The organism is Peptostreptococcus stomatis DSM 17678 (assembly GCF_000147675.1).
In the GTDB taxonomy this organism is placed as follows: domain Bacteria; phylum Bacillota; class Clostridia; order Peptostreptococcales; family Peptostreptococcaceae; genus Peptostreptococcus; species Peptostreptococcus stomatis.
The window spans coordinates 24,665-47,169 of record NZ_ADGQ01000071.1 but is presented as its reverse complement, the minus strand read 5'-3'; the positions used below and the strand labels follow the sequence as shown (position 1 = coordinate 47,169).

Genomic DNA, 22,505 nt, shown 5'->3' with positions numbered 1-22,505 from the left:
ATCACCTACTTTTCACCGGCATCGGGTTCTTCCGACCTATTATTAGCTACATCTGCCTCATCAGGGGAAATACTTGGCTTGTCCTCTAAATCTTGTAGCTTATGCTTTACCATACCCAGGTATATGTCTTCTAGGGACTTTCCAGGGTGTTTGGCCCTTAATTCGTCCATAGTTCCAACAAAAAGAATCTTACCCTTGCTAAGTATACCTATCCTATCGCATAGCTGTTCTGCCACCTCTAGGACATGGGTAGAAAACAAGACAGTATTTCCCTGGCTGGCATGGTCCTTCATAAGTTCCTTAAGATTGTAGGCAGCCTGTGGGTCCAAGCCTGTCATTGGCTCATCCAGGATCCATATCTTTGGATTTGAAATTAGGGCACCTATCAGAAACACCTTCTGCCTCATACCATGTGAATACTCTTCTATCCTGGACTTAGTATCTGCTTCCATGGAAAATATCTGGCATAACTTGTCTATCCTCTCTTTTCTCAAGTCATTACCAATACCAAATACACTAGCTATAAACTTCCAATAGCTAGTAACTGGTAGCTTGAGAAACATATCAGGACTATCAGGCACATAGGCTATCATCTTCTTTATCTCATCCCTATTATTTTTTAAGTCTAAGCCATCAAAGTATATTTGACCACTTGTAGGTTCTATTATGCTTACCAGGGACTTGATGGTAGTAGACTTACCCGCCCCATTGTGGCCAATCAAACCGAATATCTCACCGTCATTTATAGTTAAATTCAGGTCATCAAGGGCCTTCTTAGCCCCATAATTTTTAGTCAAGTTCTCAATTCTTATCATTTTTAAACTCCTAACCATTTATATTTTTTGTCTTCTCTGTTTTCTCTGCCTTATCTGTATAATTTTATTTATTTATCTTATCTTTAACTCTTACTTCTTATATTAGCCTTAAATATACTCTTGTTTTGAATTTATATTTCACTTATTAGCTTGTCTATTACCAGGTCATGGTCCTCCATAGGTATATCCTCTGACATCTGCCTGGACCTGATTAAAAGTATCTTTTCTGCCTGACTCCTCGGCAAGAACCTATCATAGTAGCCCCTACCAAAACCTAACCGAGCCCCTTTCTTGTCTGCTGTACAGCATGGAACTAGAATCAGGTCTATCTCTTCTATAGCAAGTTCCTGGCAAAGGTCTATATCAGGTTCTAGGACCCCAAAGGAATTTTCCACCAGTTCACTTGTAGACTGGATCTTATAGGCCTTCATAGTCTCCCTATCACTACAATAGGGTACTGCTACTATCTTACCTTCACCAAGTGCCCTCTCTATAAAGTCTATAGTATCTACCTCTGGATACCTGCCGGCATAGGTAAAAATAACCCTTGACGCAAGGTATTCTGGCCTCTTGTATAGCTTGTCAAAAATTGCCTGGTCAGCCTGGGCCATATATGCTGGGTCTAGACCTTCATTAATGACCTTCATATCATCTCTCAGCCTTTTCTTTCTTCTTTTCATGGTCTCCTTCATGGAATACTCACAACCACAATAGTCCTGCCTGTACATACCAAAGCCACTTGTCAACTGGCATGACCTCTTGTAGCCATTGTTCTTCTTAAAGTCAGAAGGCAGATGACTCACACCATACCTAGCTCCCACTTCCTGACCTATCCTATTTAGGATTTGGGAATTCTTGTGTGGACTGATGGTAAGGGTGGTAGTAAAGTAATCAAAGCCCTCTTCCTTGGCTAGCTTGGCAGCCTCAGACATCCTTAGTTCATAGCACTTGTGGCACCTGGCCCCACCCTCAGGGAGGTCTTTCATACCGTCTATAGTCTCATAAAACCTATCAACTTCATAGGCCCCCTCTATCATGTGGATAGGGTACCTGGCCTTGGTTAAATCTATTATCTTCTTCTGCTCATCGACCCTGTACCAGTACTCCTCTGATGGGTAGATATTTGGATTATAGTAAAAAACTGTAATCTCAAAATACTGGCCCAGGTATTCTAGGACATAAGAGCTACATGGACCACAACATGAATGTAAAAGAAGGCTTGGGCAAGTTCCCTCATCTTCAACCTTCTTCAGTATCTTTTCCAGCTCCTTCTGGTAGTTTACCTTGACCGGCTTAGTAGCCTTGTTCGAATTTATTTTATCTATATTTCTATTATCTATTATACTCTTATTAATATTATTATTCATCATTATTTACTCACTCTTTTCATATGCTTTACCAGGTAATTTAATAATATCATAAAACATGATATATTTGTAGGGATAAATATGGGGTCAAATATACTAATTGACCAGTTTTTTTGGTATAATAGAATAGTAAAAGGAATCATGAAAGTTATTTTATGAATAAATCGAAAAATTGAAAGGGGTATAAAAAATGAGTTTATTAGTATTTGGTCATAAAAATCCAGACACAGATTCAATCTGTTCAAGTTTGGTAATGACAAATTTAAAAAAGTCCCTAGGTGTTGACGCAGTATCATGTTGTCTAGGTGAACTTAGAAAGGAAGCAGAATTCGTCCTAAACTACTTTGGAGTAGAGGGTCCTAAGCTAATAGAATCTGTTAGGGAGGGCGACCTATGTTGCCTGGTTGACCACAATGAATATGGTCAAAGTGTTGACGGACTTGAAAATGCAACAATAGTAGAAATAGTTGACCACCACAAGCTAGGTGGAATAACTACTCCAGCCCCACTAAGTGTAACTCTTAGACCGGTTGGATGTACAAATACTATCCTTTACAATATGTACAAGGAAAATGGTGTTGAAATCACAAAGCCAATCGCCGGCCTTATGTTATCAGCAATACTTTCTGATACATTGATATTCAGGTCACCAACTACAACTGAAGAAGATATAGCTGCTGGTAAGGACTTGGCTAAGATAGCTGGAGTTGACTACGAAGCCTATGGTATGGAAATGTTCAAGGCTGGTACTTCACTGGAAGGATACAGTATAGAAGAAATCGTAAACATGGACTTCAAGGCCTTTGATATGGGTAGCAAGAAGGTTGGTATAGGTCAGGTAATGACTCTTGATATAGATTCAGTTCTAAGCAGGAAGGATGAATACCTAGACTACATCAACAGTACTGACTACGATATGCTATACCTGGCTATCACAGACATCATCAACGAAGGCTCTTACCTACTATACAAGTCTCCAGACGAAATAGTGAAGAATGCCTTCAAGGTAGAACCAGTCCAGGGTGCCTTTGTAGAGGGTCTAGTATCTAGAAAGAAGCAGTTAGTTCCTAACCTAACTCCTGAAGTAGAAAAATTATAATAAGAGGTGTAAAAATGGAAATTAATAATCCACTAGTAACAATAGAAATGGAAAATGGAGGAGTAATCAAGCTAGAATTATTGCCTAATATAGCTCCAAACTCAGTAAATAACTTTATCTCATTAATAAAGAAGGGTTACTATGATGGCCTAATCTTCCACAGGGTAATCAGTGGCTTTATGATCCAGGGTGGATGCCCACAGGGATCAGGCATGGGTGGACCTGGCTATACAATAGCTGGTGAATTCACAATGAATGGTTTTACTAACAACCTAAAGCATGAAAGAGGTGTTATATCAATGGCTAGGGCTATGAACCCAAACTCAGCAGGTTCTCAGTTCTTTATCATGCACCAGGATTCTCCACACCTAGATGGCCAGTATGCCAGCTTTGGTAGGGTTTTAGAAGGTATGGATATAGTGGACCAGATAGCTGGGACAGAAACTACATTCGGTGACAAGCCAGTAGTAGAACAGAAGATAAAAAAGGTTACTGTAGATACCTTTGGTGTTGATTATCCAGAACCAAAAACAGTATAGTTTACAAAAAACAAGATAATTTTAAATACAAGACTAGTCCAAGCTTATAAAGTCCTGGACTAGTTTTTTAATAGGAAAAATCCTATAATTTCATATAAATTTAACTCTAATATCAATAGTATAAACCTAGACTTCTATGAGGCTTTATATAAATATCCATGGACCCTTTCCTAGAGTTCAAAAAACCTATAAAAGCTTTTGTAGTAGGACCTGTAGTCGTCTATATGCCCCAACTCCCTTATGGAATGCATGGCCAAGACCGGCATACCTACATCCACTATGGCTATTGGTAGGTAGGATGCTGTAATTGATCCTATTGTAGACCCACTTGCCTTGTCAGACCTATTGGCAAAGGTCTGGTACTTGATACCATTTCTATCGCATATGTCCTTGTAAACTGCCACAGAATAGGCATCACTTGCATAGGCCTGGCCTGCATGGGACTTGATAGTCGGTCCACCAGCAAAGACTGGTCTATTAGTAGGATCTGCAACAGATGACTTATTAGGATGGACTGCATGGGCAAGGTCTGCTGATATCATAAATGAAGATTCATATGACCTCAATAGCTGGGACTTGGTTTTTCCTAGTCCTAGGGCTATCCTCTCCAATATATTTATCAATAATTGGGAATCTGCCCCCTGTCTAGTCTGGCTACCAACCTCTTCATTATTGAAGGCTGCTACCAGCTTGACACCTTCGAATCTGGCCTTTTGCTGGACTGACTGGTCCATACCAGCTTCATTTATGGACAGGACATTCCTAAAGGAATTGATGTCTATATCCTCATTGCAAACAGACCTACCTAGACTATCACTGTATAAAAGGGCTGATATACTGGCATGAACACTGGCAAGGTTGTCCAACCTGCCACAGGATATATATTCCTTTTCGTCACCGATCAGGCTCCCCTTTTCATATTCGTAGAGGTATAGGTCATAGTCCAAAATATCGTCAAGAGATACTTTTTCCCTGCCTGTCATATTTATTTCCCTATGAAGGAGGGACCTGATATAGTCTTTTTCCTCCCCCTCATATGATTCCAGGATAATTGGAGTCATATCATCCTGCTTATTATAGGCATAACCCTCATTTATAGACCTGTTCATATGAATTGCAAGGTTTGGTATTATACATATAGGCCTATCAAGCTTGATTATGTGTTCTATAGGCTTAAATGGGTCATCTATATTTCTGGTAAAGACCCTACCTGCCAGGGACAAGGGCCTGTCCATCCAGGTATTTAAAATCATACCACCATAGGGCTCAACATTTAACTTTAAGTACTGCCTCTGCTTGATTTCAGGATTTGGCTTTAACTTAAAACCAGGTGAGTCTGTATGGCTACCAATTATCCTGAAACCCTCCCTCTCTATCCTGTCACCTGCAACTATAAAGGCAAATATTGACGAAGAATTGACCACCAGGTAGTACTTGCCTCCCTTGACCAATTTCCATTCCTCAGCAAGGCCCAACCTTTCAAAATTATATTCATCCAACCATACCCTTACATTTTCCACGGCATTGTACATGGTCGGACTATCATTTATGTAATCGACTAGGTCCTGGCCTAGCTCAAATGAATTGTCATTAAACATATATAGTTCCTTTCTTTACTCCTATGAAATGCTTAAGCCTTTAGTATTTCAAAACCTTGATATTGGTATATTCAAGATTGATCTTCTTTACTCCCTTTATCTTAAAGGCTATGGTTACATCAGCCCCAGCCTTGGATATTATAGATCCCTCCCCAAATTTTGGGTGTTCTACAAGAGATCCTATCTTAATCTTTGGTATAGTATCGGCATCATAGGAGTCATACCCCTTGCCTTCACCACCAATATTGGACATATCCCTTGCCTGACCTGAAGCTTCTTGACCACCGGCTTGACTATCTAACTCACCTAGCCTGGCACTCCTCGTAACCTTCTTGATATTATCTATATTCATCTGGTTCTTGTACTTCTGTGCGTAGTTGTGAAGCAGACTATAGTCTGCATGGTCATACTTGTTGACCTTAACTGGCGAGTCCAAAATCTGAGTAGTTTCCTCAGGCAATTCTCCTAAAAACCTGGATTTCATATTTACAGAGGTCTTACCATAAAGGGTCCTGGTTGCAACATGTGTCAAGTAGAGGTCACGCATGGCCCTTGTAATACCAACATAACAAAGCCTACGCTCCTCTTCTATATCCGAATCCGACATAGATGAAATGGCCCTGGCTATAGGGAAGATATTTTCTTCCATACCCACTATAAATACCACCGGGAATTCCAAACCCTTTGAGGAATGCATAGTCATCATAGACACCTTAGATAGGCCTTCCTCTTCCTCATCGGCTACATCACTCGAAAGAGATATGGTTGCCAGGAAGTTTTCTAGGTTCTTTTCTTCCTCATTATTTAGGTCAGAATTTTCATATTCTATAGCTATAGATATAAACTCCCTAAGGTTGTCTATCCTGTCCTGGGCATCTTCTGCCTTACCATTTTGTAGGTTTTGGTTCTTGGCTACAATTTCTTCTAACTCATGTATATAGCCTGTCATATCAAGGACCTTTTCAACTAGCTGGCTAGGTGAATAGGCATCTACAAAGGTCCTAAAAATACTTATCAGATCTAAAAACTCGTTGATACTCTTCTTGGCCTTGGTAGAGATGTCCGAATTATTATCTACATCCAAAATAACCGAATAGACACTCTCCTTCATAAGGCTGGCCCTATCCTCTAACTTTTCTATTGTCCTAAGACCTATCCCCCTCCTAGGTACATTTATAACCCTCTTGACAGATATATCATCTTGTGGGTTAACTATTATCCTCAGGTAGGCTAAAAGGTCCTTTATTTCCTTTCTCTCGTAGAACTTAGTTCCCCCATAGATGCTATAAGGTATCTGGAACCTATTTAGGGCATCTTCTATGGCCCTGGCCTGGGCATTGGCCCTATATAGTACTGCATAATCTTCAAAAGACCTACCCGTTTCCATAGAATGATTGTATATCTCCTCGGCCACATAACTGGCCTCTTCAACCTCATTTCTAAGCAACTTTATCTTGACTGGCTGGCCCTCCTTCTTATCACTCCATAGCCTCTTTTTCTTCCTCTCTACATTGTTGGCTATAAGGTGGTTGGCAGTATCCAGGATTGGCTGGGTAGACCTGTAGTTCTGCTCTAGTTTTACCACAAATACATCATCATAGTCTTTTTCAAATTCCAGTATATTTCTTATGTCTGCTCCTCTCCAGCCATATATACTCTGGTCATCATCCCCAACCACGCAAATATTCTGGTGACCCTGGGCCAACATCTTGATTAATTGATACTGGGCCCTTGAAGTATCCTGGTACTCATCTACCATTATGTACTTGAATTTGCCCCTGTAGAAGTTTAGGACGTCCTCATTTGACTGGAGTAGCTCCACTGTCTTAACTATAAGGTCATCAAAGTCCAGGGCACTATTCCTCAATAGTCTATCCTGGTAAATAGCATAGACTTCAGCAATTTTCGACAACCAAATATCGCCCTCAGCCTCTCTGGCAAATTCCTTTGGTGTCTGTAGCTTGTCCTTGGCTGATGATATATAAGAAATTATAGACTTTGGTTCAAACTTCTTATCATCTAAATTTAATTCCTTTAAGCAGTCCTTTACCAGGGTAAGCTGGTCTGATGCATCATAAATGACAAAACTCCTGTTGTAGCCTATCTTGTTTATGTCCTTTCTCAATATCCTTACACAGCATGAGTGGAAGGTAGATATCCACATATCCCTAGAGTTTTCACCAATTATATTTTCAACCCTCTCCCTCATCTCATTGGCTGCCTTGTTGGTAAAGGTTATTGCTAAGATATTGGCCGGCATAACTTGCTTATCCTCCACCAGGTAGGCAATTCTAGTAGTCAGCACCTTAGTCTTACCGGAACCGGCACCAGCCAAAATTAAAACTGGACCCTCTGTCCTCTCTACCGCCTGCCTTTGGGCGGGATTTAAATCATCTATATTCATTATTCATCCTCCAAAAATTCTTCATCTAGCTTCTTACATAGGTCCTTTGTCAGGCTTGGATTTTCACCAAAGCATGACACTGCAAGCAAGACCTCTTGATCCCTATATTCCTTATTAGTTGTTGCCATATTTATAAAGCTTGAAGCCCTATGGTCATCCAACCTGTTTACCAGTATCCTTTTAGACCTACACAGGTCACCTATTCGACCATTAAGGTCCTTATCATCAGTAGCTAGATAAACCAGGTCCTGACCCTCAAGATCAGTCACTTCAAAGGCCCTACTTATCATAGTCAGACTTTTTCCTTCATCCATAGACTGGGCTAGAGAATAAAGTTCCTTACAAAATTCGGGGGCAATCACCTTAACCCTGCCACCAAACTCTAAAAGTTTTTTAACCTTTCTGCAGGCAATCCTTCCACCACCTACAACCAAGACCTCCATGGCTGATAAATCTACCATCACTGGAAAAAACATAGCTACCTCCTTTACACATATCTTTCTCATATATATTATATACAAAAATTCCAACAAATACCAATACTATTGAGTTGCCATTTCTTAGAAGAAAAAAATTTTACGACCTTTTATTTGGCAATAAAAATAACGACCGCTTAGAGATTTTGACTCCTTTACGGTCGTTTTAATTTACATATGGGTCCTAGTATCTACCAATATACTTAGCCAGGTCCTTGGCAAAATATGTGATAATAATGTCTGCCCCTGCCCTCTTGATAGACATTACAGCCTCATACATGACCTCTTCATTTAAAAGACCCTGGCTAATAGCAAATTTTATCATAGAATATTCACCACTTACATTATAGGCTACAATAGGAACATCGAACCTCTCCCTGGCCCCCTTGATAACATCCAAATATGATAGGGCTGGCTTGACCATTACCATGTCCGCCCCCTCCTCAATATCATAGGCACACTCCAGCATGGCCTCTCTAAAGTTGGCTGGGTCCATCTGGTAGGTCTTCCTATCACCAAAGGCCGGTGCTGAATCAGCAGCATCCCTAAATGGTCCGTAGAAGTTTGATGCAAACTTGGCACTATAGGCCATAATTCCAACATTTACAAATCCATGCTCGTCAAGTATTTTTCTAATAGCTCCTACCCTGCCATCCATCATATCCGATGGGGCTACCATGTCTGCTCCCGCCTGGGCATGGCTAAGGGCTATCTTAGCCAAGACTGCCAGGCTCTTGTCATTGTCTACATAGCCTGTTTCGTCCAAGATACCACAATGACCATGGTCAGTATATTCACACATACAAACGTCTGTGATTACATTTAAACTCTTTCCCAAAGACTTTATCTTTCTTACTGCCCTCTGGACTATACCATCCTCTGCAAAACCTGAGCTTGCACAGGCATCCTTGTCATGTGTAACGCCAAAAATCATAATATTTTGTATACCATGCTTTATGATATCCTCAATTTCACCATCTAACATATCTATTGAAAAATGGTATACACCTGGCATAGACTTGATTTCATTCTTGATTTTTTCACCCTCAACAATAAATAGGGGGTATACCAGACTCTTCATATCAAGCCTAGTTTCCCTTACTAAGTCTCTTGTTATACTATTTACTCTTAAACGTCTCGGTCTTCTTATCATTTATTTCTCCTTTTATTTTTTCACAAGCAGGAAGTCAACCATATCCTGATTCCTAAACAAAACTAACAATCCTCAAAACTAGCCAATCACATCATCCAGTATGGCTGAAACCATAGAATCTATACTGGCCTGGTCTGACTCTATATCCAATTCAAAGCCCAGGTCCCTAATTGTCTGGCTAGTTATACTTCCAATCGAAACCTTCTTTATGTCCCTTATCAGGCCCTTGTCATCACCTAGTATTTCAACCAGGTACTTGACTGTAGAGGAACTGGTAAAGGTAATATAGTCTATGTCTTCCTTCTTTAAGATCTCCAAAAGTTCGTCCTTTATAGCCATATTAACAGTATTTGTATATAAGTCCACCCTATCGAGGTCGACCTGACCTGATACCATTACCTCTTCCATAACCCTGCTGGCTATCTCTGAACATGGGAATAAGACGGATGGACTTACAAATCCACCACTACCTATATCTTTAAGTATCAATCCTGCCAGGTCTTGGCCAGTTGATTGACTACTCTCTATATCAGGTAAAAAACCATACCTACGGATAGCCCTGCTGGTTGCACTTCCTACACTGGCTATCTTTATACCTGCCAATTTCCTAAAATCATAACCTTCTTTGACAAGGTTCTTAAAGAATATATCCACACTATTGTGGCTAGTCAAGGCTATATGACTATATCTCTTGCTCTCCAGTCTTTCAATTAGGGTCTTACCTATGTCCTTTTTATCCTGTATATCTATAGTAGGGAGTTCAAAAGTCTTTCCCCCTAATTCACTTATCTTCTGCCTAAGTTCACTATTTTTCTTTCTAGTCCTGGTCACCATTACAGTCTTGCCAAACAGGGGTTTTCTCTCATAGAAACCAAGCTTGTCAGATAGGCTGACTACTCCACCCACTACAAATAAACTAGGAGCCTTGATGCCTTCCCTCTGGACACAGTCATAGGCATCTTCCAAGCTAGTCTTGACAGTCCTCTGCCTATAGTTGGTAGCATTAGACACAAAGGCCACCGGAGTCTTTGGGTCCCTGCCATGACTTACAAGCATTTTAGTAATATGCTTGATATTACCAATACCCATCAAAAATACAACAGTCCCCTTTTCTCTGGCCAGAGACTCCCAGTTGATATCTAGGCTGTCATCCTTCTTGGCATGGCCAGTCACCACATGAAACGATGATGCAAAATCACGGTGGGTAACAGGTATACCCGCATAGGCCAAGCCTCCTATAGATGAAGTTACGCCTGGTACTACCTCAAAGTCTATACCCTGGTCATATAATACCTCGGCCTCTTCACCACCCCTACCAAATACATAGGGGTCTCCCCCCTTTAGCCTAATAACGACCTTACCCATGGCTGCACTTTCAGCTATGGTTTCATTAATCTTGTCCTGGGCCATTATATGGTTGCTGGACTTCTTGCCAACATATATAAATTCACAGCCTGGTTTGGCATTTTTTAATAAATCTCGGTTTACCAGTCTATCATATATAATTATATCTGCCTTGGCTATACAATCCAAACCCTTTAAGGTTATCAGACCATAGTCACCAGGGCCAGCCCCAACAAGGTATACTTTTCCCTTATTCATACTTTTCTTCCTTATCTCAACACATTGGGTATTATCGCATAGTCAGCTTCCAAACCTATCCTTACAACGAAATACCCCTAACTTCCATTTATAACATCTTGTTTTTATATCTTGTTTTATATATTTCTTTATCAGTTTAATATCCTATTTGTCCCGGTCTTCCAGGCTTTTTATCAGGTAGCTTGCCAAGTCTTGACCTACCTTTTTTGCACCACCAAGGCTAGGCTCAAAGTCTAGCTGGCCATAAACTATAGAAGAACAATCTTCCCTACCATACATACCCATCAAGACCCACTTGTTACCAACCTTTTTGACAGTGGCACCCACAGGTACATGACAGCCTCCATTTATAACTTCCAAAAAAGTTCTTTCAGCCTCTATCTCCATACAGGCCTGGTCATCAGCCAGAAAGTCAAATATCCTGTCAGTATTTTCATCATTAGACCTAACTTCTATGGCTAGAGCCCCCTGTCCACAGGCCGGAATCATCTCCTCATAGGAAAAATGATATAGGTTAAGACCATCCATGCCCAGGCGGTTGATACCTGCAGCTGCCAGGACGATAGCATCTAAGTCTTGACTGACTAGTTTTTCTAACCTGGTTCCTATATTACCCCTTATCATCATTGGTTGGATTGATTCATTTATTCTCTTTAACTGGCTCGTCCTACGCTTGCTACCAGTACCTATTTTTAGGCCCTGGCTAGACCTCAACCAGTCCATTATGTCTTCCGGCCTAAGCTGGTGTTTGGGGTTTATCACCAGGACATCCCTAGGATCCTGTCTCTCAGGTGTCTGTGCCAACTTTAAGCCGGGACTGATCTTTGTAGGCATATCCTTCAGACTATGTACAGCAAAGTCTATGGTCCCCTCTAATAGTTCTCTCTCTATTTCACTAACAAACAGGCCCTTGTCACCAATCTTGTCCAAGGACTTGTCAAGGATCTTGTCACCCTTGGTCTTTATAATCTTTTTTTCTATCTCCAAGTCTGGAAATTTATCTAAAACTAGACTGATTATACTGTCGGTCTGTGCAAGAGCCAAGGCACTGCCCCTAGTACCCACAATTAATTTCATCTACTACCTCCAAACATACACTACTATTCTCTTTGTTTTTCTCTTTACCTACTCGTATAAAGAACCCTATAATGGTTTTATCGTAAAAACTCTATTTCTAGGGTCCTATCTACTACAGATTAAGGGTCTATCAACTATTTATCAATTATTTTATCAACTATATATCAATTACCTTTTAGTATACCATATATAGGTTATTTCCTCTACAAGTTGAAAGGTTTTATCTTGTAATCTAATTCTTCTAAAAGCCTCTTGTCTTTCTCAACCGTTATACCGGCTGTAGTCAACATATCCCCCGATATGGCAGCATTGGCCCCAGACTGGAAACAGGCCCTACCCTTGTCATCCATTAGGCCCCTGCCACCAGCCAGCCTAATAAAGGAATCTGGAAGGATAAACCTATAAACGGCAATTATCCTTTGCATTTCCTCTACAGCCAGGCTTTCATACTTTTCCATAGGTGTTCCGGGTATAGGATTTAGCATGTTAACTGGTATACTCTTAATGCCTAAGTCCCTAAGGCTAAGGGCCATATCTATACGGTCCCCTATACTTTCACCTAGGCCCATAATACCTCCACTACATACATCCAAACCTGCTGATTGGGCAGCCCTTATTGCCTGGACCTTGTCCGAAAAACTATGACTGGTACAGACAGACGGAAAGAAGTTTTCTGAAGCCTCTAGGTTATTGTGGACCCTTTCTGCACCTGAAGCCTTAAGCCTCTTAAACTGGTCCTCCTTCAAAAGTCCAAAGGACACACAAACAGAAATATTGCATTCCTCCTTTATCCTCCTTATTATCTGGCACATCCTATCCACTTCCTTATCAGAAAGGCTCCTGCCAGCCGTAACTATAGAGTATCTCATTACCCCTTGGTAGGCATTCTTTTTGGCATCCGCCAGTATCTCTTCTTCAGATAGGAGTTCATATACCTTAGAACCTGTATTGTAGTGGCTAGACTGGGCACAAAACTTACAGTTTTCTGAACAGAGTCCACTTTTTCCATTTATAATTGTACACATATCAAACTGGTTACCACAAAAATGGTCCCTAATCATATTTGCATACCTAGTCAGGTTTTCCAGGTCTTGATTATATAAAAATAGGGCCTCATCTCTTCTTATAAGGTGACCACCTATGACCCTATTGTAAAGTGTTTTTATATCCATATATAACCTCCAAAAATTTCTCATGAATTAATTATACTACAATCAACCTGAATAAGTGAAAAATATAAGATACTTTTCTTTAAATGATTTATTTCTATCTATTTTTGTGCTAAAATACAGGTAGAATTCTTTTTTTGAGAGGAGATAACAATGATTTTATCAGGTAAGGAAATACTGAAAAATGTAGAATCTAAAGATATAATAATAGAACCCTTTGACAAGTCAAGGATAAATCCAAATAGCTATAATCTTACCCTGAGTAATGAACTTTTGGTATATGAAAATGACCTATTGGATATGAAGATACCAAATAAGACTAAGATGATAGAAATACCTGAAGAGGGCCTAATCCTTGAACCAAACAAGCTTTACCTGGGCAGGACAAATGAGTTTACTAAGACTGAAAAATTTGTCCCAATGCTGGAGGGAAGGTCTTCAACGGGCAGACTGGGCCTATTTATCCATGTAACTGCAGGCTTTGGCGATATTGGCTTTGCTGGCTACTGGACCCTTGAAATATTCTGTGTTCAACCTATCAAGATATATCCAAATACACAGATTTGTCAGATCTACTACCATGATATACACGGTGACTATGACCTATACAAGAGTGGCAAGTACCAGAATAATACTGGTATCCAGCCATCACTAATGTACAAGGACTTTGAATAAGGAAGTCCCTATAATTAATGATAACTAAAAAGAGCTAAGACCAGCCTATTTTAAGGTTGATCTTTAGCTCTTTTCTTTATAGCTTATTATTTTTAATTGTATATTGTATTATTTATTCTTAGCCCTTTCTATCTTTGCATCAACATTAGCTAGGAACTTAGCATTGTCAATGATAAATCTTTCATGTGTACAAACACCGATTTCTTCTAATTCATCATAGCACCTAACCTTGAAAACTAGTCTAGACCTGTCGATTTCAACTAATTCACACTCACAAGTGACTTCCATACCTATTGGTGTAGCTGCCTTGTGGTTTGTTGATATAGATATACCTACTGTTCCTAGGCCTTCTTCAAGGTGCTCCTGGGCACAAAGCTTACAAGTACACTCCATAAGAGATATCATGCTTGGTGTAGAGAATACTTCCAATCCACCACTACCTATAGCCGCTGCTGTATTGGTCTTATCTACAACCGTTTTTTCAACACCCTTTAATCCAACTTCTAACATATCTTCTCTCCTCGTAATAAATATAATATTTTTCTTTTGAATATCACTATCCTATAATTAATTTTATCATTTGTTATAGGACTTTTCAAGCAGGAAATCAAGACTTGGTTTGTAGCCTTACCACTGCCTCATGGTGTATATACCCATATATTCTATATTTATTTCAGTTTATTCTTAATTTTCTTTAATTTTAGGCCACAATGTAAAAAGATGTAGATATATAGGGCAAATATCATTAGTGTAATTATAAATGACACATTCCTAGGTCCACTTCTTGAAGATGAAAGCCTTAATAAGTTTGGTACTATAATAGCACAGAAAATTATAACAAGTGGCATCATTCTTGTCTTAAATATACGGTCGATCATCTCTATTTTTGACTCTAAATCGGAAAAAATCTTCATCTCGCTCTCGTTCTCTATCTGTGACTTGAGCTTTGAAAAATAGTTCCAACCCATACATGAACCAGAGTATTCCCAACCATAGTCTCTAAACATCTGTAAATACTCTCCTGTAACTTTTTCATTCTTATAGTCTAACTGATAGACCACTTCCTCTGGCCCTACTTCCTCAAAAGTAAAGAAACAAGGAGGAGTCATCTTTTTCAGTTTCCAACCCTGCCTATGCTGGTCTTCTAGCCAAGCCTGTTCTTCTTCATAGTCTGCTATAGTAAAAAATCTTATTTTTGTCTTGTAATTAGCCATTGTAAACCTCTCCTATACTAGTCTTATATAATCTCTTTATCCTCTTTAACTCTATTTCCAGTATTTGCCTACCCAGGTCTGTAATCTGGTACAACTTCCTCTTATTCTCTTCCCTAACAAAGTCTATTAGTCCATCCTTTTCCATCTTAGACAAGGTTCCATACATGGTCCCTGGACTGATAGTCACCTCATTATTAGTCACCTGCTTTACCGCCTGACCTATCCCATAACCGTGGTTTGGCTCTTGTAGGTAAAACAAAATATAAAAGGCCGTCTCAGACATAGGTATATAAATCCTCTTCAACTTAGAATCCATTTTACCCCCCACTCAATATTAATCATTTACCTTACAGTTTATATCTAAACTCTATATATCGTACTCCGTTATATAAAATATATCACACCTCGATATATAATGTCAAGTTTTTTATCTTATAGAAGATTCTTCACACCAAAAAGGCCTATGTTATTAAGACCATAGACCTTTAATTTGATCAATTATTTATATATTTACTTTTAGTTAATACAATATTTTATTGTCTTTCATAAAAATGAAAGAGCAAGACTATCTATCTTGCTCCCCCAAAAAACATTATGTTGTAGTATAGAGTACTTACTTATTACTTGCCTGACCTAAGGGCAAAGGCTCCCCCACCCAGGATAAGACCTCCACCAACTATATTACCTAGAGTTACTGGCACTAAGTTAGCTACCAACTGACCCATAGTTACACCTGTAATAGACTTAGATATTAGACCAACACTGTAAACAGTCATGTTGGCAATACTATGCTCAAAACCAGATGTTATAAAGGCAAAGAGGCACATAGTGATCATTATTAGCTTGGCTGCATCGTTTTCAGTCCTGAATGATATCAATACTGCTAAACAAACCAAGAAGTTACAAAGGACACCCCTCATAAATAGGGCAATAAATGATGGTGCTGCCTTAGCTACAGCCGCACTTGCAAAGAATTCCATAACCGGTCCCTTGTCTACTAGGCCTGTATAAACAAATATAAAACTAAGTATAATAGCGCCTATAAAGTTACCGATATAAGATACAACCCAAATTCTTGTCAGGTCTTTCATAGAAACAGCCTTGTTTAGGTAACCAACTGTCATTACAAGGTTATTACCTGTAAACAGGTCTGTGCCTGTGAATATTACCAAGCTCAAGGCTACTGAGAATGACAGACCCATCAATATCTTTGTAGCAGGACTACCACCGGCAGTCATTAAACCACCTACTGTAAATGCTAGAAGTATACCTACTCCTATAAAGGCACCTGCAAAAGCAGATGATACCAAGTACTTGAACCTACTTTCGTTTAATACGCCAAGCTTTTTCTTAGCTGCACCCGTCAGCTTACCGATCGTTTCATCGTACATAATTACCTCCAAAACTTCACTAAAATAATATAATTTAAAATCAATTCCTGTAAACAAGTTCTCCTTATAATCTTATCATAAGGAGAACTTATTTACTATTAATATCTCTAAAATTCACAAATATTTCAAGTAATTTTATAAATATTAATCGTTATTATACAAATATTTATTATTTATATACAAGTATATATCGTATTTTATGACACCATTCCTAATAGTATTTTGGGCCACCCCAATATACATTCTTGTTTTCTATAGTTTCTTCTGGTAGGTTTACATCCTTAAGGGCCCACTTCCTGTATTCCTGGAAACCAGTCCTGTCTATGATATAACCTATGTGTTCCTTACCTCCTGGTGCCTTTGGATCAATATATTCCTTAACATAGTCGTAAGTATTTACTATTATCTTGACTATAGAGTCCTCATCAACCCATCTCAACCAATCCTCAGCCAGCCTAGGATTTTTCTTACCTGTCCTACCCATTATCATTAGCTTGTAGTATTTTTTAGGGCTTCTTGTCCAGGCATTCATCGGACAGTTAAGTACACATTCACCACAGCCGATACACTTTTCTTCATTTCTAATTATCTTGTTGTTTTCACACCTTAGGGCTCCTACTGAATATGACTTACACTTGTTTACACAGGCCATACAAGTTACACACCTATCCATTTCATATTCAGGTAGGCAGGTACCGATTATACCGAAGTCGTGCATCCTGGCCTTTATACAGTCATTTGGACACCCTGTTAGGGCTACTTTAAAGTGTAGGTCATGAGGGAATATTGCCTTTTCTACCCTCTTGGCAAATTTAGTAGTATTGTACTGGGCCTTTGGACAGACCTTGTTACCTATACAGGCTGATACATTTCTAGTACCTGCTGCCCCATAACCTGTTCCCTTTTCGTCCTGGTTGATGTCTAATTTTTCTATCACGGGCTGGATCATCTGGTTTACTTGACCCATATCCTCCATGGCTATACCAAGTATTTCAAATCCCTGCCTAGTTGTTATATGTATCTGACCATCTCCATATTCAGATGAAATCTTAGACACTGTCAATAGCGACTCTGGGTCTATCAAACCACCTGGTACCCTGACTCTCAAAGATGTCTGGTACTTGTGCTTAGTTATTCTAAAGGCATTTTTCATTACCTTTTTAGTATTTAAATCTCTAATCATAACTCTACCTCCTAGTCTACCAAGTTCTTAGCAAAATCATAGCTAAATACTGGACCATCCAGACAGATGTATGTTGAATCCATCTTACAATGACCACACTTACCTATACCACAGTGCATTCTTCTTTCGTATGAAACCCAAACATTAGATTCAGCTATATTTAACTTCAAAAATTCTGCTACTGCAAACTTCATCATCATAGGTGGTCCTACAACCACTGCAGATGCCTGGTCTATATCTATATTCAATTCTGGTATATACTTTGTTACCAGGCCTATATTTCCCGTATAGCCCTCATCAGCACCATCGACTGTCACTAGGATATCCAGTCTTTGATCCCACTTTTCAAGGTCTTTGGCAAACAGTACATCTGCTGGTGACTTGAAGCCAACAATTAATTTGAAAGACTTAAATTCTTCCTTGTGGTCGTATACATATTCAATTATACCCCTTACTGGAGCTAGGGCAGAACCACCTGCTACCACAACCAGGTCCCTTCCCTTGTATTCATTTATATCAAAACCATTACCATAAGGACCTCTTAATAGTAGCTTGTCTCCCGGCCTATAGCCAAAGATTACCCCCGTAACCTTACCAACATTTCTAATAGTAAGGTCCACATAGTCTGGTCCAATACCCGATACAGATATTGGTGATTCACCATACCTTGGAAGTGATATTTCATAGAATTGACCTGGCTTTACCTTGCTGGTATCAGTCTTGGTCCTGAAAGTCCACTCCTTGTCTGTATGCTCTATTATTTCAAGTATCTCACTTGCTACTGGTATATATGGATTGTTAGAATTACACATAATGGCCTCCTACTTTTCTAAATCTTTTTCTATCATGGCCTTTGACACCTTGTCTATAGCCTCTGAGAATGAAATATACTGTGGACAGGCATCATCACATCTGCCACAACCTACACACATATTGTATCCAAATCTTTCCTTGAAGTCGTGTATCTTGTGCATAGACTTAAACCTCATCCTCTGACCATGCTTTTCTCTAAAGGCATGACCACCAGCTATGCTAGTATATCCATCTACCTGACATGATGCCCAAACCCTTCTTCTCTCACCGACATTTTCATTTTCCCTATAGAAAATATCCTGCATAGAGTAGCAAGTACAAGTTGGACAGGTAAAGTTACACCTACCACAAGCTATACATCTAGCATCGTATTCATCCCACATCTTGTGGTCCTTCATATGGTTGAAATCAACCTTATCAGGAACATTTACCTTAAATAGGTTCTCCTTAACATAGTCAACTTCAAAATCTGTTGGACTACCCTCAAATACATTCAGGTCTTGGTCTCTAATATCCAAGAAAATCTTACCTTCTCTAATATTCATAGCCGCCTGGTAGTTGTCGGCCCTATTTGAATCCATGCTTACACAGAAACAGTTTCTATATGATTCTTGACATCCAACCAAGACAAACTTAACCTTTTCCCTGTTTCTCTTGTAGTAGTAGTCTTCTTCCTCACCGTTTCCAAGATAAATCTGGTCTACCCTCTTAACTGCGTTTAGGTCACAAGCCCTTAGGAATACAAGCGTCTTCCTGTCATCGATTGAAGACTCTCTAAATTCGCTTTCAGTGAAGTAGAATAAGACCTCATTAATTGGTAAAAAAGTCTCTTTTGGTGAAAAATTTGACTTTCTATCCCACACCATTTCATCAAAAGAACTCACCACAGAATACTTTACAACATCTGTATCTGAGTAAGTTCCCCTTTTAGGGAAAGCCTTTGGAGCAAATATCCTGTACTCCTTGCTTAAGGCTTTTAACCCCTTGTCAAACGATTCGATATTTAACTCTAATTTCATGCAACTTACCTCCTTTAGAAAATTATTCTAAATTTTTAATTTAAGGACAAAGACAGGTCTTTGTCAATTGATATAATAATTGATAATTCAATAATAGCAGTTTGATAAAAAAAAAACTGTAACATAAGTCACAGTTTCCTAAAAATTTATCAAATTATCAAAATTCTTTTATTATTTTATGAAAATCATTAATATTACATATTTCTAATGATATTTACTCTCAAGATTTGAAGAATTTCCTCGCCTTTTCTATATCCACATATATCTTCCTGCCATCTAATTCAACTATGCCCCTCTTGGTCAAAGACTTCATTGCCCTGGACACCGACTCCCTCTGGCATCCCAACATCTTGGCTATATAGGTCACTGTCAGATTAAGGTCTATCCTGGTCATAACAGAGTCTTCCTCCCTACTTCCATAGTCAAGTCCCAACCTCACTAACTTGGCTGCCAACCTCTTCTCTATATTGATGGTCACAGAGTTTTTAAGTTGCCTATAAAGCCTCCTGATCCTGTTTTCCATAAAGGCCATACAATTTTTTGCCAATATATAGTCCTTGGCCATAATAGTGTCAAAGTCATCAAAACCTATCCTAAGTATCCTTGAATTTTCAAAGCCCCAACATTCAACTGCCGATGTGTTATTCCTCATAACAGGCTGGTTTATAGTATCTCCTGGATTCAGGATAAATACCACCTTGCTTTCACCATTTTCATTTGGTTTTACAAGGGTAACCTTGCCTTCCAGTAAAAAATATACATAGTACAAGTCTTGTCTGTCATGGTACAAACAAGCATTTTTCTTCAAGTCCACAATATCACCACAGACTAGTATCCTATTTAAACTGTCATCAGATATTCCTTTGAATACCTTGACTCCGCATACTTCTTCAATCTTAGCCTTCATATGCATCCTTCTTCCTAAAACTCACATATATTTATCCCATACCATTTATAAACAGAAGGGGCTACATAAAATATCCCCTAAAATTAATATTATCATATTTTAGGACTTCTGTCATTTTTATGTAGACATTAAAAGCAGGCCCAGTTTAGTAATCTCTGAAGACTAAACTAGGCCTATCTCATGAAAATATATCGCCTATTATTGAATTTTATAGGTTGTTTATCAGGTTGATCATTTCAATAGCACCAACTGCTACGTCAAATCCCTTGTTACCTGCCTTTGTACCTGCCCTCTCAATTGCCTGTTCTATGTTTTCTGTAGTTACTACGCCAAACATTACAGGTATTCCACTTTCAAGCGATACATGGGCTATCCCCTTTGAAACTTCACTACATACATAGTCGTAGTGGCTAGTGTTACCTCTGATTACTGCACCCAGGCAGATTACTGCATCATACTTGCCAGACTTGGCCATCTTATCTGCTATTAGGGGTATCTCAAAGGCTCCTGGTACCCAGGCTACATCTATATTGTCATCCTTTACATCGTGTCTTACTAGGGCATCCTGGGCTCCTGAAAGTAATTTTGATGTTATAAACTCGTTAAAACGTGCTGCAACTATTCCTATCTTTACTTCCTTTGCCACTAAATTTCCTTGAATATAATTCATTTTTTCTTTTCCTCCTATTAGTTAACTCTGAAATTTTATATATACTTATATCCTTCTCACTTTTAATCCAGACCATTTATATTCCCTATACTTGTTTGGTCTTTAATACCTATTTCAATTATTCTGCTATCTCAAGTATATGGCCCATCTTGTCCTTCTTAGTCTGTAGGTAGAACCTATCATGCTCTGTAGCCTTTATTTCAATAGGTACCCTTTCAACTATTTCCATACCATAGTCTGATAACTGGTATACCTTGTCCGGATTGTTAGTTAATAACCTCATAGTCTTTACTCCCAAGTCCTTTAGAATCTGGGCACCTGTGAAATACTCCCTCATGTCAGCCTCAAATCCCAGGGCCAGGTTGGCTTCTAGTGTGTCCATACCCTCATCCTGAAGGGCATATGCCTTAAGCTTATTTACCAGGCCTATTCCACGTCCCTCTTGCCTCATGTAAAGAACTATTCCACGTCCCTCTTTCTCAACGGCCTCCATGGCAGCTTCAAACTGCTTACCACAATCACACCTCATTGAACCGAATACATCACCTGTCAGGCATTCTGAATGAACCCTACACAAGATGTCTTTTCCGTCACCTATATCCCCCTTTACCAGGGCTATATGGTGTTCTCCATTTAGCCTGTTTATATAGGCATAGGCCGTAAAGTCACCAAACCTAGTTGGCATCTTTACCTTACTTGAACACTCTACCAACTTGTCGTGTTTTTTCCTGTATTCCTGTAGGGCCTTTATAGATGTAAACTTTAGGTCCCATTCCTGGGCCATTTCTATAAGGTCGCTCTTCCTCATCATTGTTCCATCTTCCTTCATGATTTCACAGCAAAGGCCACATTCCTTTAGGCCTGCCAACCTCAATAGGTCCACTGTGGCTTCTGTATGACCGTTTCTTTCTAGTACCCCACAAGGCTTGGCCTTAAGAGGGAACATATGTCCTGGTCTACGGAAGTCACTAGGCTTTACATTTTCATCCACGCAGGCCCTTGCAGTGAAACCTCTCTCAACTGCTGATATACCTGTAGTTGTGTCAATGTGGTCAATTGATACAGTAAAGGCTGTTTCATGGTTGTCGGTATTGTTTACTACCATCTGCTCTAAACCTAGCTTTTTACAATATTCTTCACTCATTGGCATACAGATTAGACCCTTACCATATGTTGCCATAAAGTTAATATTTTCAGTTGTTGCAAACTCTGCTGCACATATCAGGTCACCTTCATTCTCCCTGTCTTCATCATCTGTAACCAAGACCATCTTTCCCTGTCTTAAATCTTCTAATACTTCTTCAATTGTGCTGAACTTAAACATTTTTTCCCTC

The 22,505-nt window shown here is 39.3% G+C and carries 22 protein-coding genes; 3 read left to right on the top strand and 19 right to left on the bottom strand.

Features of this window, described 5'->3' with window-relative positions:
- Positions 1 to 5: 5 nt before the first annotated feature.
- Both HMPREF0634_RS08360 and HMPREF0634_RS10080 read right to left on the bottom strand, forming a co-directional pair.
- The gene (locus tag HMPREF0634_RS08360) at positions 6 to 815 is read right to left on the bottom strand and encodes an ABC transporter ATP-binding protein (RefSeq protein ID WP_007790967.1); all 810 of its coding nucleotides are present in this window, start codon (positions 813 to 815) and stop codon (positions 6 to 8) included.
- Positions 816 to 946: 131 nt separating this feature from the next.
- On the bottom strand, positions 947 to 2,185 hold the full coding sequence (locus tag HMPREF0634_RS10080; RefSeq protein ID WP_007791000.1) for a 5-formyltetrahydrofolate cyclo-ligase: 1,239 nt from the start codon (positions 2,183 to 2,185) through the stop codon (positions 947 to 949).
- A 187-nt stretch (positions 2,186 to 2,372) separates the two neighbouring features.
- On the opposite strand from HMPREF0634_RS10080, the gene HMPREF0634_RS08350 reads away from it, so the two are divergent.
- Entirely contained in the window at positions 2,373 to 3,281 is a 909-nt protein-coding gene (locus HMPREF0634_RS08350) for a manganese-dependent inorganic pyrophosphatase (protein WP_007791039.1), read from the top strand.
- A 14-nt stretch (positions 3,282 to 3,295) separates the two neighbouring features.
- Entirely contained in the window at positions 3,296 to 3,820 is a 525-nt protein-coding gene (locus HMPREF0634_RS08345; protein WP_007791118.1) for a peptidylprolyl isomerase, read from the top strand.
- 170 nt (positions 3,821 to 3,990) lie between these two features.
- Here the strand turns inward: HMPREF0634_RS08345 and HMPREF0634_RS08340 are convergent, their stop codons facing one another.
- The 7 genes from HMPREF0634_RS08340 to bioB form a co-directional block, all read right to left on the bottom strand.
- A complete protein-coding gene (locus tag HMPREF0634_RS08340; protein ID WP_007790937.1) occupies positions 3,991 to 5,418 on the bottom strand; it encodes a M18 family aminopeptidase in 1,428 nt (475 codons plus the stop codon).
- Between the two features lie 40 nt (positions 5,419 to 5,458).
- Positions 5,459 to 7,822, bottom strand: coding sequence for an ATP-dependent helicase (locus HMPREF0634_RS08335; RefSeq protein WP_007790955.1), 2,364 nt, complete (start codon positions 7,820 to 7,822; stop codon positions 5,459 to 5,461).
- Entirely contained in the window at positions 7,822 to 8,298 is a 477-nt protein-coding gene (locus tag HMPREF0634_RS08330; RefSeq protein WP_007791062.1) for a precorrin-2 dehydrogenase/sirohydrochlorin ferrochelatase family protein, read from the bottom strand. The genes HMPREF0634_RS08335 and HMPREF0634_RS08330 overlap by 1 nt, the downstream gene beginning before the upstream one ends.
- 184 nt (positions 8,299 to 8,482) lie before the next feature.
- Positions 8,483 to 9,451 (bottom strand): porphobilinogen synthase, encoded by a 969-nt coding sequence (gene hemB / locus HMPREF0634_RS08325; protein WP_007791079.1) that lies wholly within the window; start codon positions 9,449 to 9,451, stop codon positions 8,483 to 8,485.
- Between the two features lie 78 nt (positions 9,452 to 9,529).
- A complete protein-coding gene (gene cobA / locus HMPREF0634_RS08320; RefSeq protein ID WP_007791074.1) occupies positions 9,530 to 11,053 on the bottom strand; it encodes a uroporphyrinogen-III C-methyltransferase in 1,524 nt (507 codons plus the stop codon).
- Positions 11,054 to 11,197: 144 nt separating this feature from the next.
- Complete coding sequence (hemC, locus tag HMPREF0634_RS08315; protein ID WP_007791025.1) at positions 11,198 to 12,130, bottom strand: hydroxymethylbilane synthase; 933 nt, start codon at positions 12,128 to 12,130, stop codon at positions 11,198 to 11,200.
- 203 nt (positions 12,131 to 12,333) lie between these two features.
- Positions 12,334 to 13,302 (bottom strand): biotin synthase BioB, encoded by a 969-nt coding sequence (gene bioB, locus HMPREF0634_RS08310; RefSeq protein WP_007791093.1) that lies wholly within the window; start codon positions 13,300 to 13,302, stop codon positions 12,334 to 12,336.
- Positions 13,303 to 13,452: 150 nt separating this feature from the next.
- Between bioB and dcd the strand changes: the two genes are divergently transcribed.
- A complete protein-coding gene (gene dcd, locus HMPREF0634_RS08305) occupies positions 13,453 to 13,974 on the top strand; it encodes a dCTP deaminase (RefSeq protein ID WP_007790935.1) in 522 nt (173 codons plus the stop codon).
- A 108-nt stretch (positions 13,975 to 14,082) separates the two neighbouring features.
- Here dcd and HMPREF0634_RS08300 read toward each other — a convergent pair whose 3' ends face one another.
- The 10 genes from HMPREF0634_RS08300 to HMPREF0634_RS08255 form a co-directional block, all read right to left on the bottom strand.
- Positions 14,083 to 14,484 (bottom strand): thioesterase family protein, encoded by a 402-nt coding sequence (locus tag HMPREF0634_RS08300; RefSeq protein WP_007790911.1) that lies wholly within the window; start codon positions 14,482 to 14,484, stop codon positions 14,083 to 14,085.
- Positions 14,485 to 14,642: 158 nt separating this feature from the next.
- Positions 14,643 to 15,188, bottom strand: coding sequence for a DUF2812 domain-containing protein (locus HMPREF0634_RS08295; protein WP_007791068.1), 546 nt, complete (start codon positions 15,186 to 15,188; stop codon positions 14,643 to 14,645).
- The gene (locus tag HMPREF0634_RS08290) at positions 15,181 to 15,504 is read right to left on the bottom strand and encodes a PadR family transcriptional regulator (RefSeq protein ID WP_007791034.1); all 324 of its coding nucleotides are present in this window, start codon (positions 15,502 to 15,504) and stop codon (positions 15,181 to 15,183) included. Before HMPREF0634_RS08290 ends, HMPREF0634_RS08295 begins: the two co-directional genes overlap by 8 nt.
- A gap of 304 nt (positions 15,505 to 15,808) precedes the next feature.
- Entirely contained in the window at positions 15,809 to 16,579 is a 771-nt protein-coding gene (locus HMPREF0634_RS08285) for a formate/nitrite transporter family protein (RefSeq protein ID WP_007790909.1), read from the bottom strand.
- Positions 16,580 to 16,790: 211 nt separating this feature from the next.
- On the bottom strand, positions 16,791 to 17,762 hold the full coding sequence (gene asrC / locus HMPREF0634_RS08280; protein WP_007790989.1) for a sulfite reductase subunit C: 972 nt from the start codon (positions 17,760 to 17,762) through the stop codon (positions 16,791 to 16,793).
- Between the two features lie 11 nt (positions 17,763 to 17,773).
- The gene (asrB, locus tag HMPREF0634_RS08275; protein ID WP_007790905.1) at positions 17,774 to 18,574 is read right to left on the bottom strand and encodes an anaerobic sulfite reductase subunit AsrB; all 801 of its coding nucleotides are present in this window, start codon (positions 18,572 to 18,574) and stop codon (positions 17,774 to 17,776) included.
- A 9-nt stretch (positions 18,575 to 18,583) separates the two neighbouring features.
- A complete protein-coding gene (gene asrA / locus HMPREF0634_RS08270; protein ID WP_007791007.1) occupies positions 18,584 to 19,594 on the bottom strand; it encodes an anaerobic sulfite reductase subunit AsrA in 1,011 nt (336 codons plus the stop codon).
- A 220-nt stretch (positions 19,595 to 19,814) separates the two neighbouring features.
- Complete coding sequence (locus HMPREF0634_RS08265; protein WP_007790932.1) at positions 19,815 to 20,501, bottom strand: Crp/Fnr family transcriptional regulator; 687 nt, start codon at positions 20,499 to 20,501, stop codon at positions 19,815 to 19,817.
- Between the two features lie 208 nt (positions 20,502 to 20,709).
- Positions 20,710 to 21,171: a 6,7-dimethyl-8-ribityllumazine synthase gene (gene ribH, locus HMPREF0634_RS08260; protein ID WP_007790970.1), complete on the bottom strand. Its 462-nt coding sequence runs from the start codon at positions 21,169 to 21,171 to the stop codon at positions 20,710 to 20,712.
- Positions 21,172 to 21,289: 118 nt separating this feature from the next.
- On the bottom strand, positions 21,290 to 22,495 hold the full coding sequence (locus HMPREF0634_RS08255) for a bifunctional 3,4-dihydroxy-2-butanone-4-phosphate synthase/GTP cyclohydrolase II (protein ID WP_007790920.1): 1,206 nt from the start codon (positions 22,493 to 22,495) through the stop codon (positions 21,290 to 21,292).
- Positions 22,496 to 22,505 lie beyond the last annotated feature (10 nt).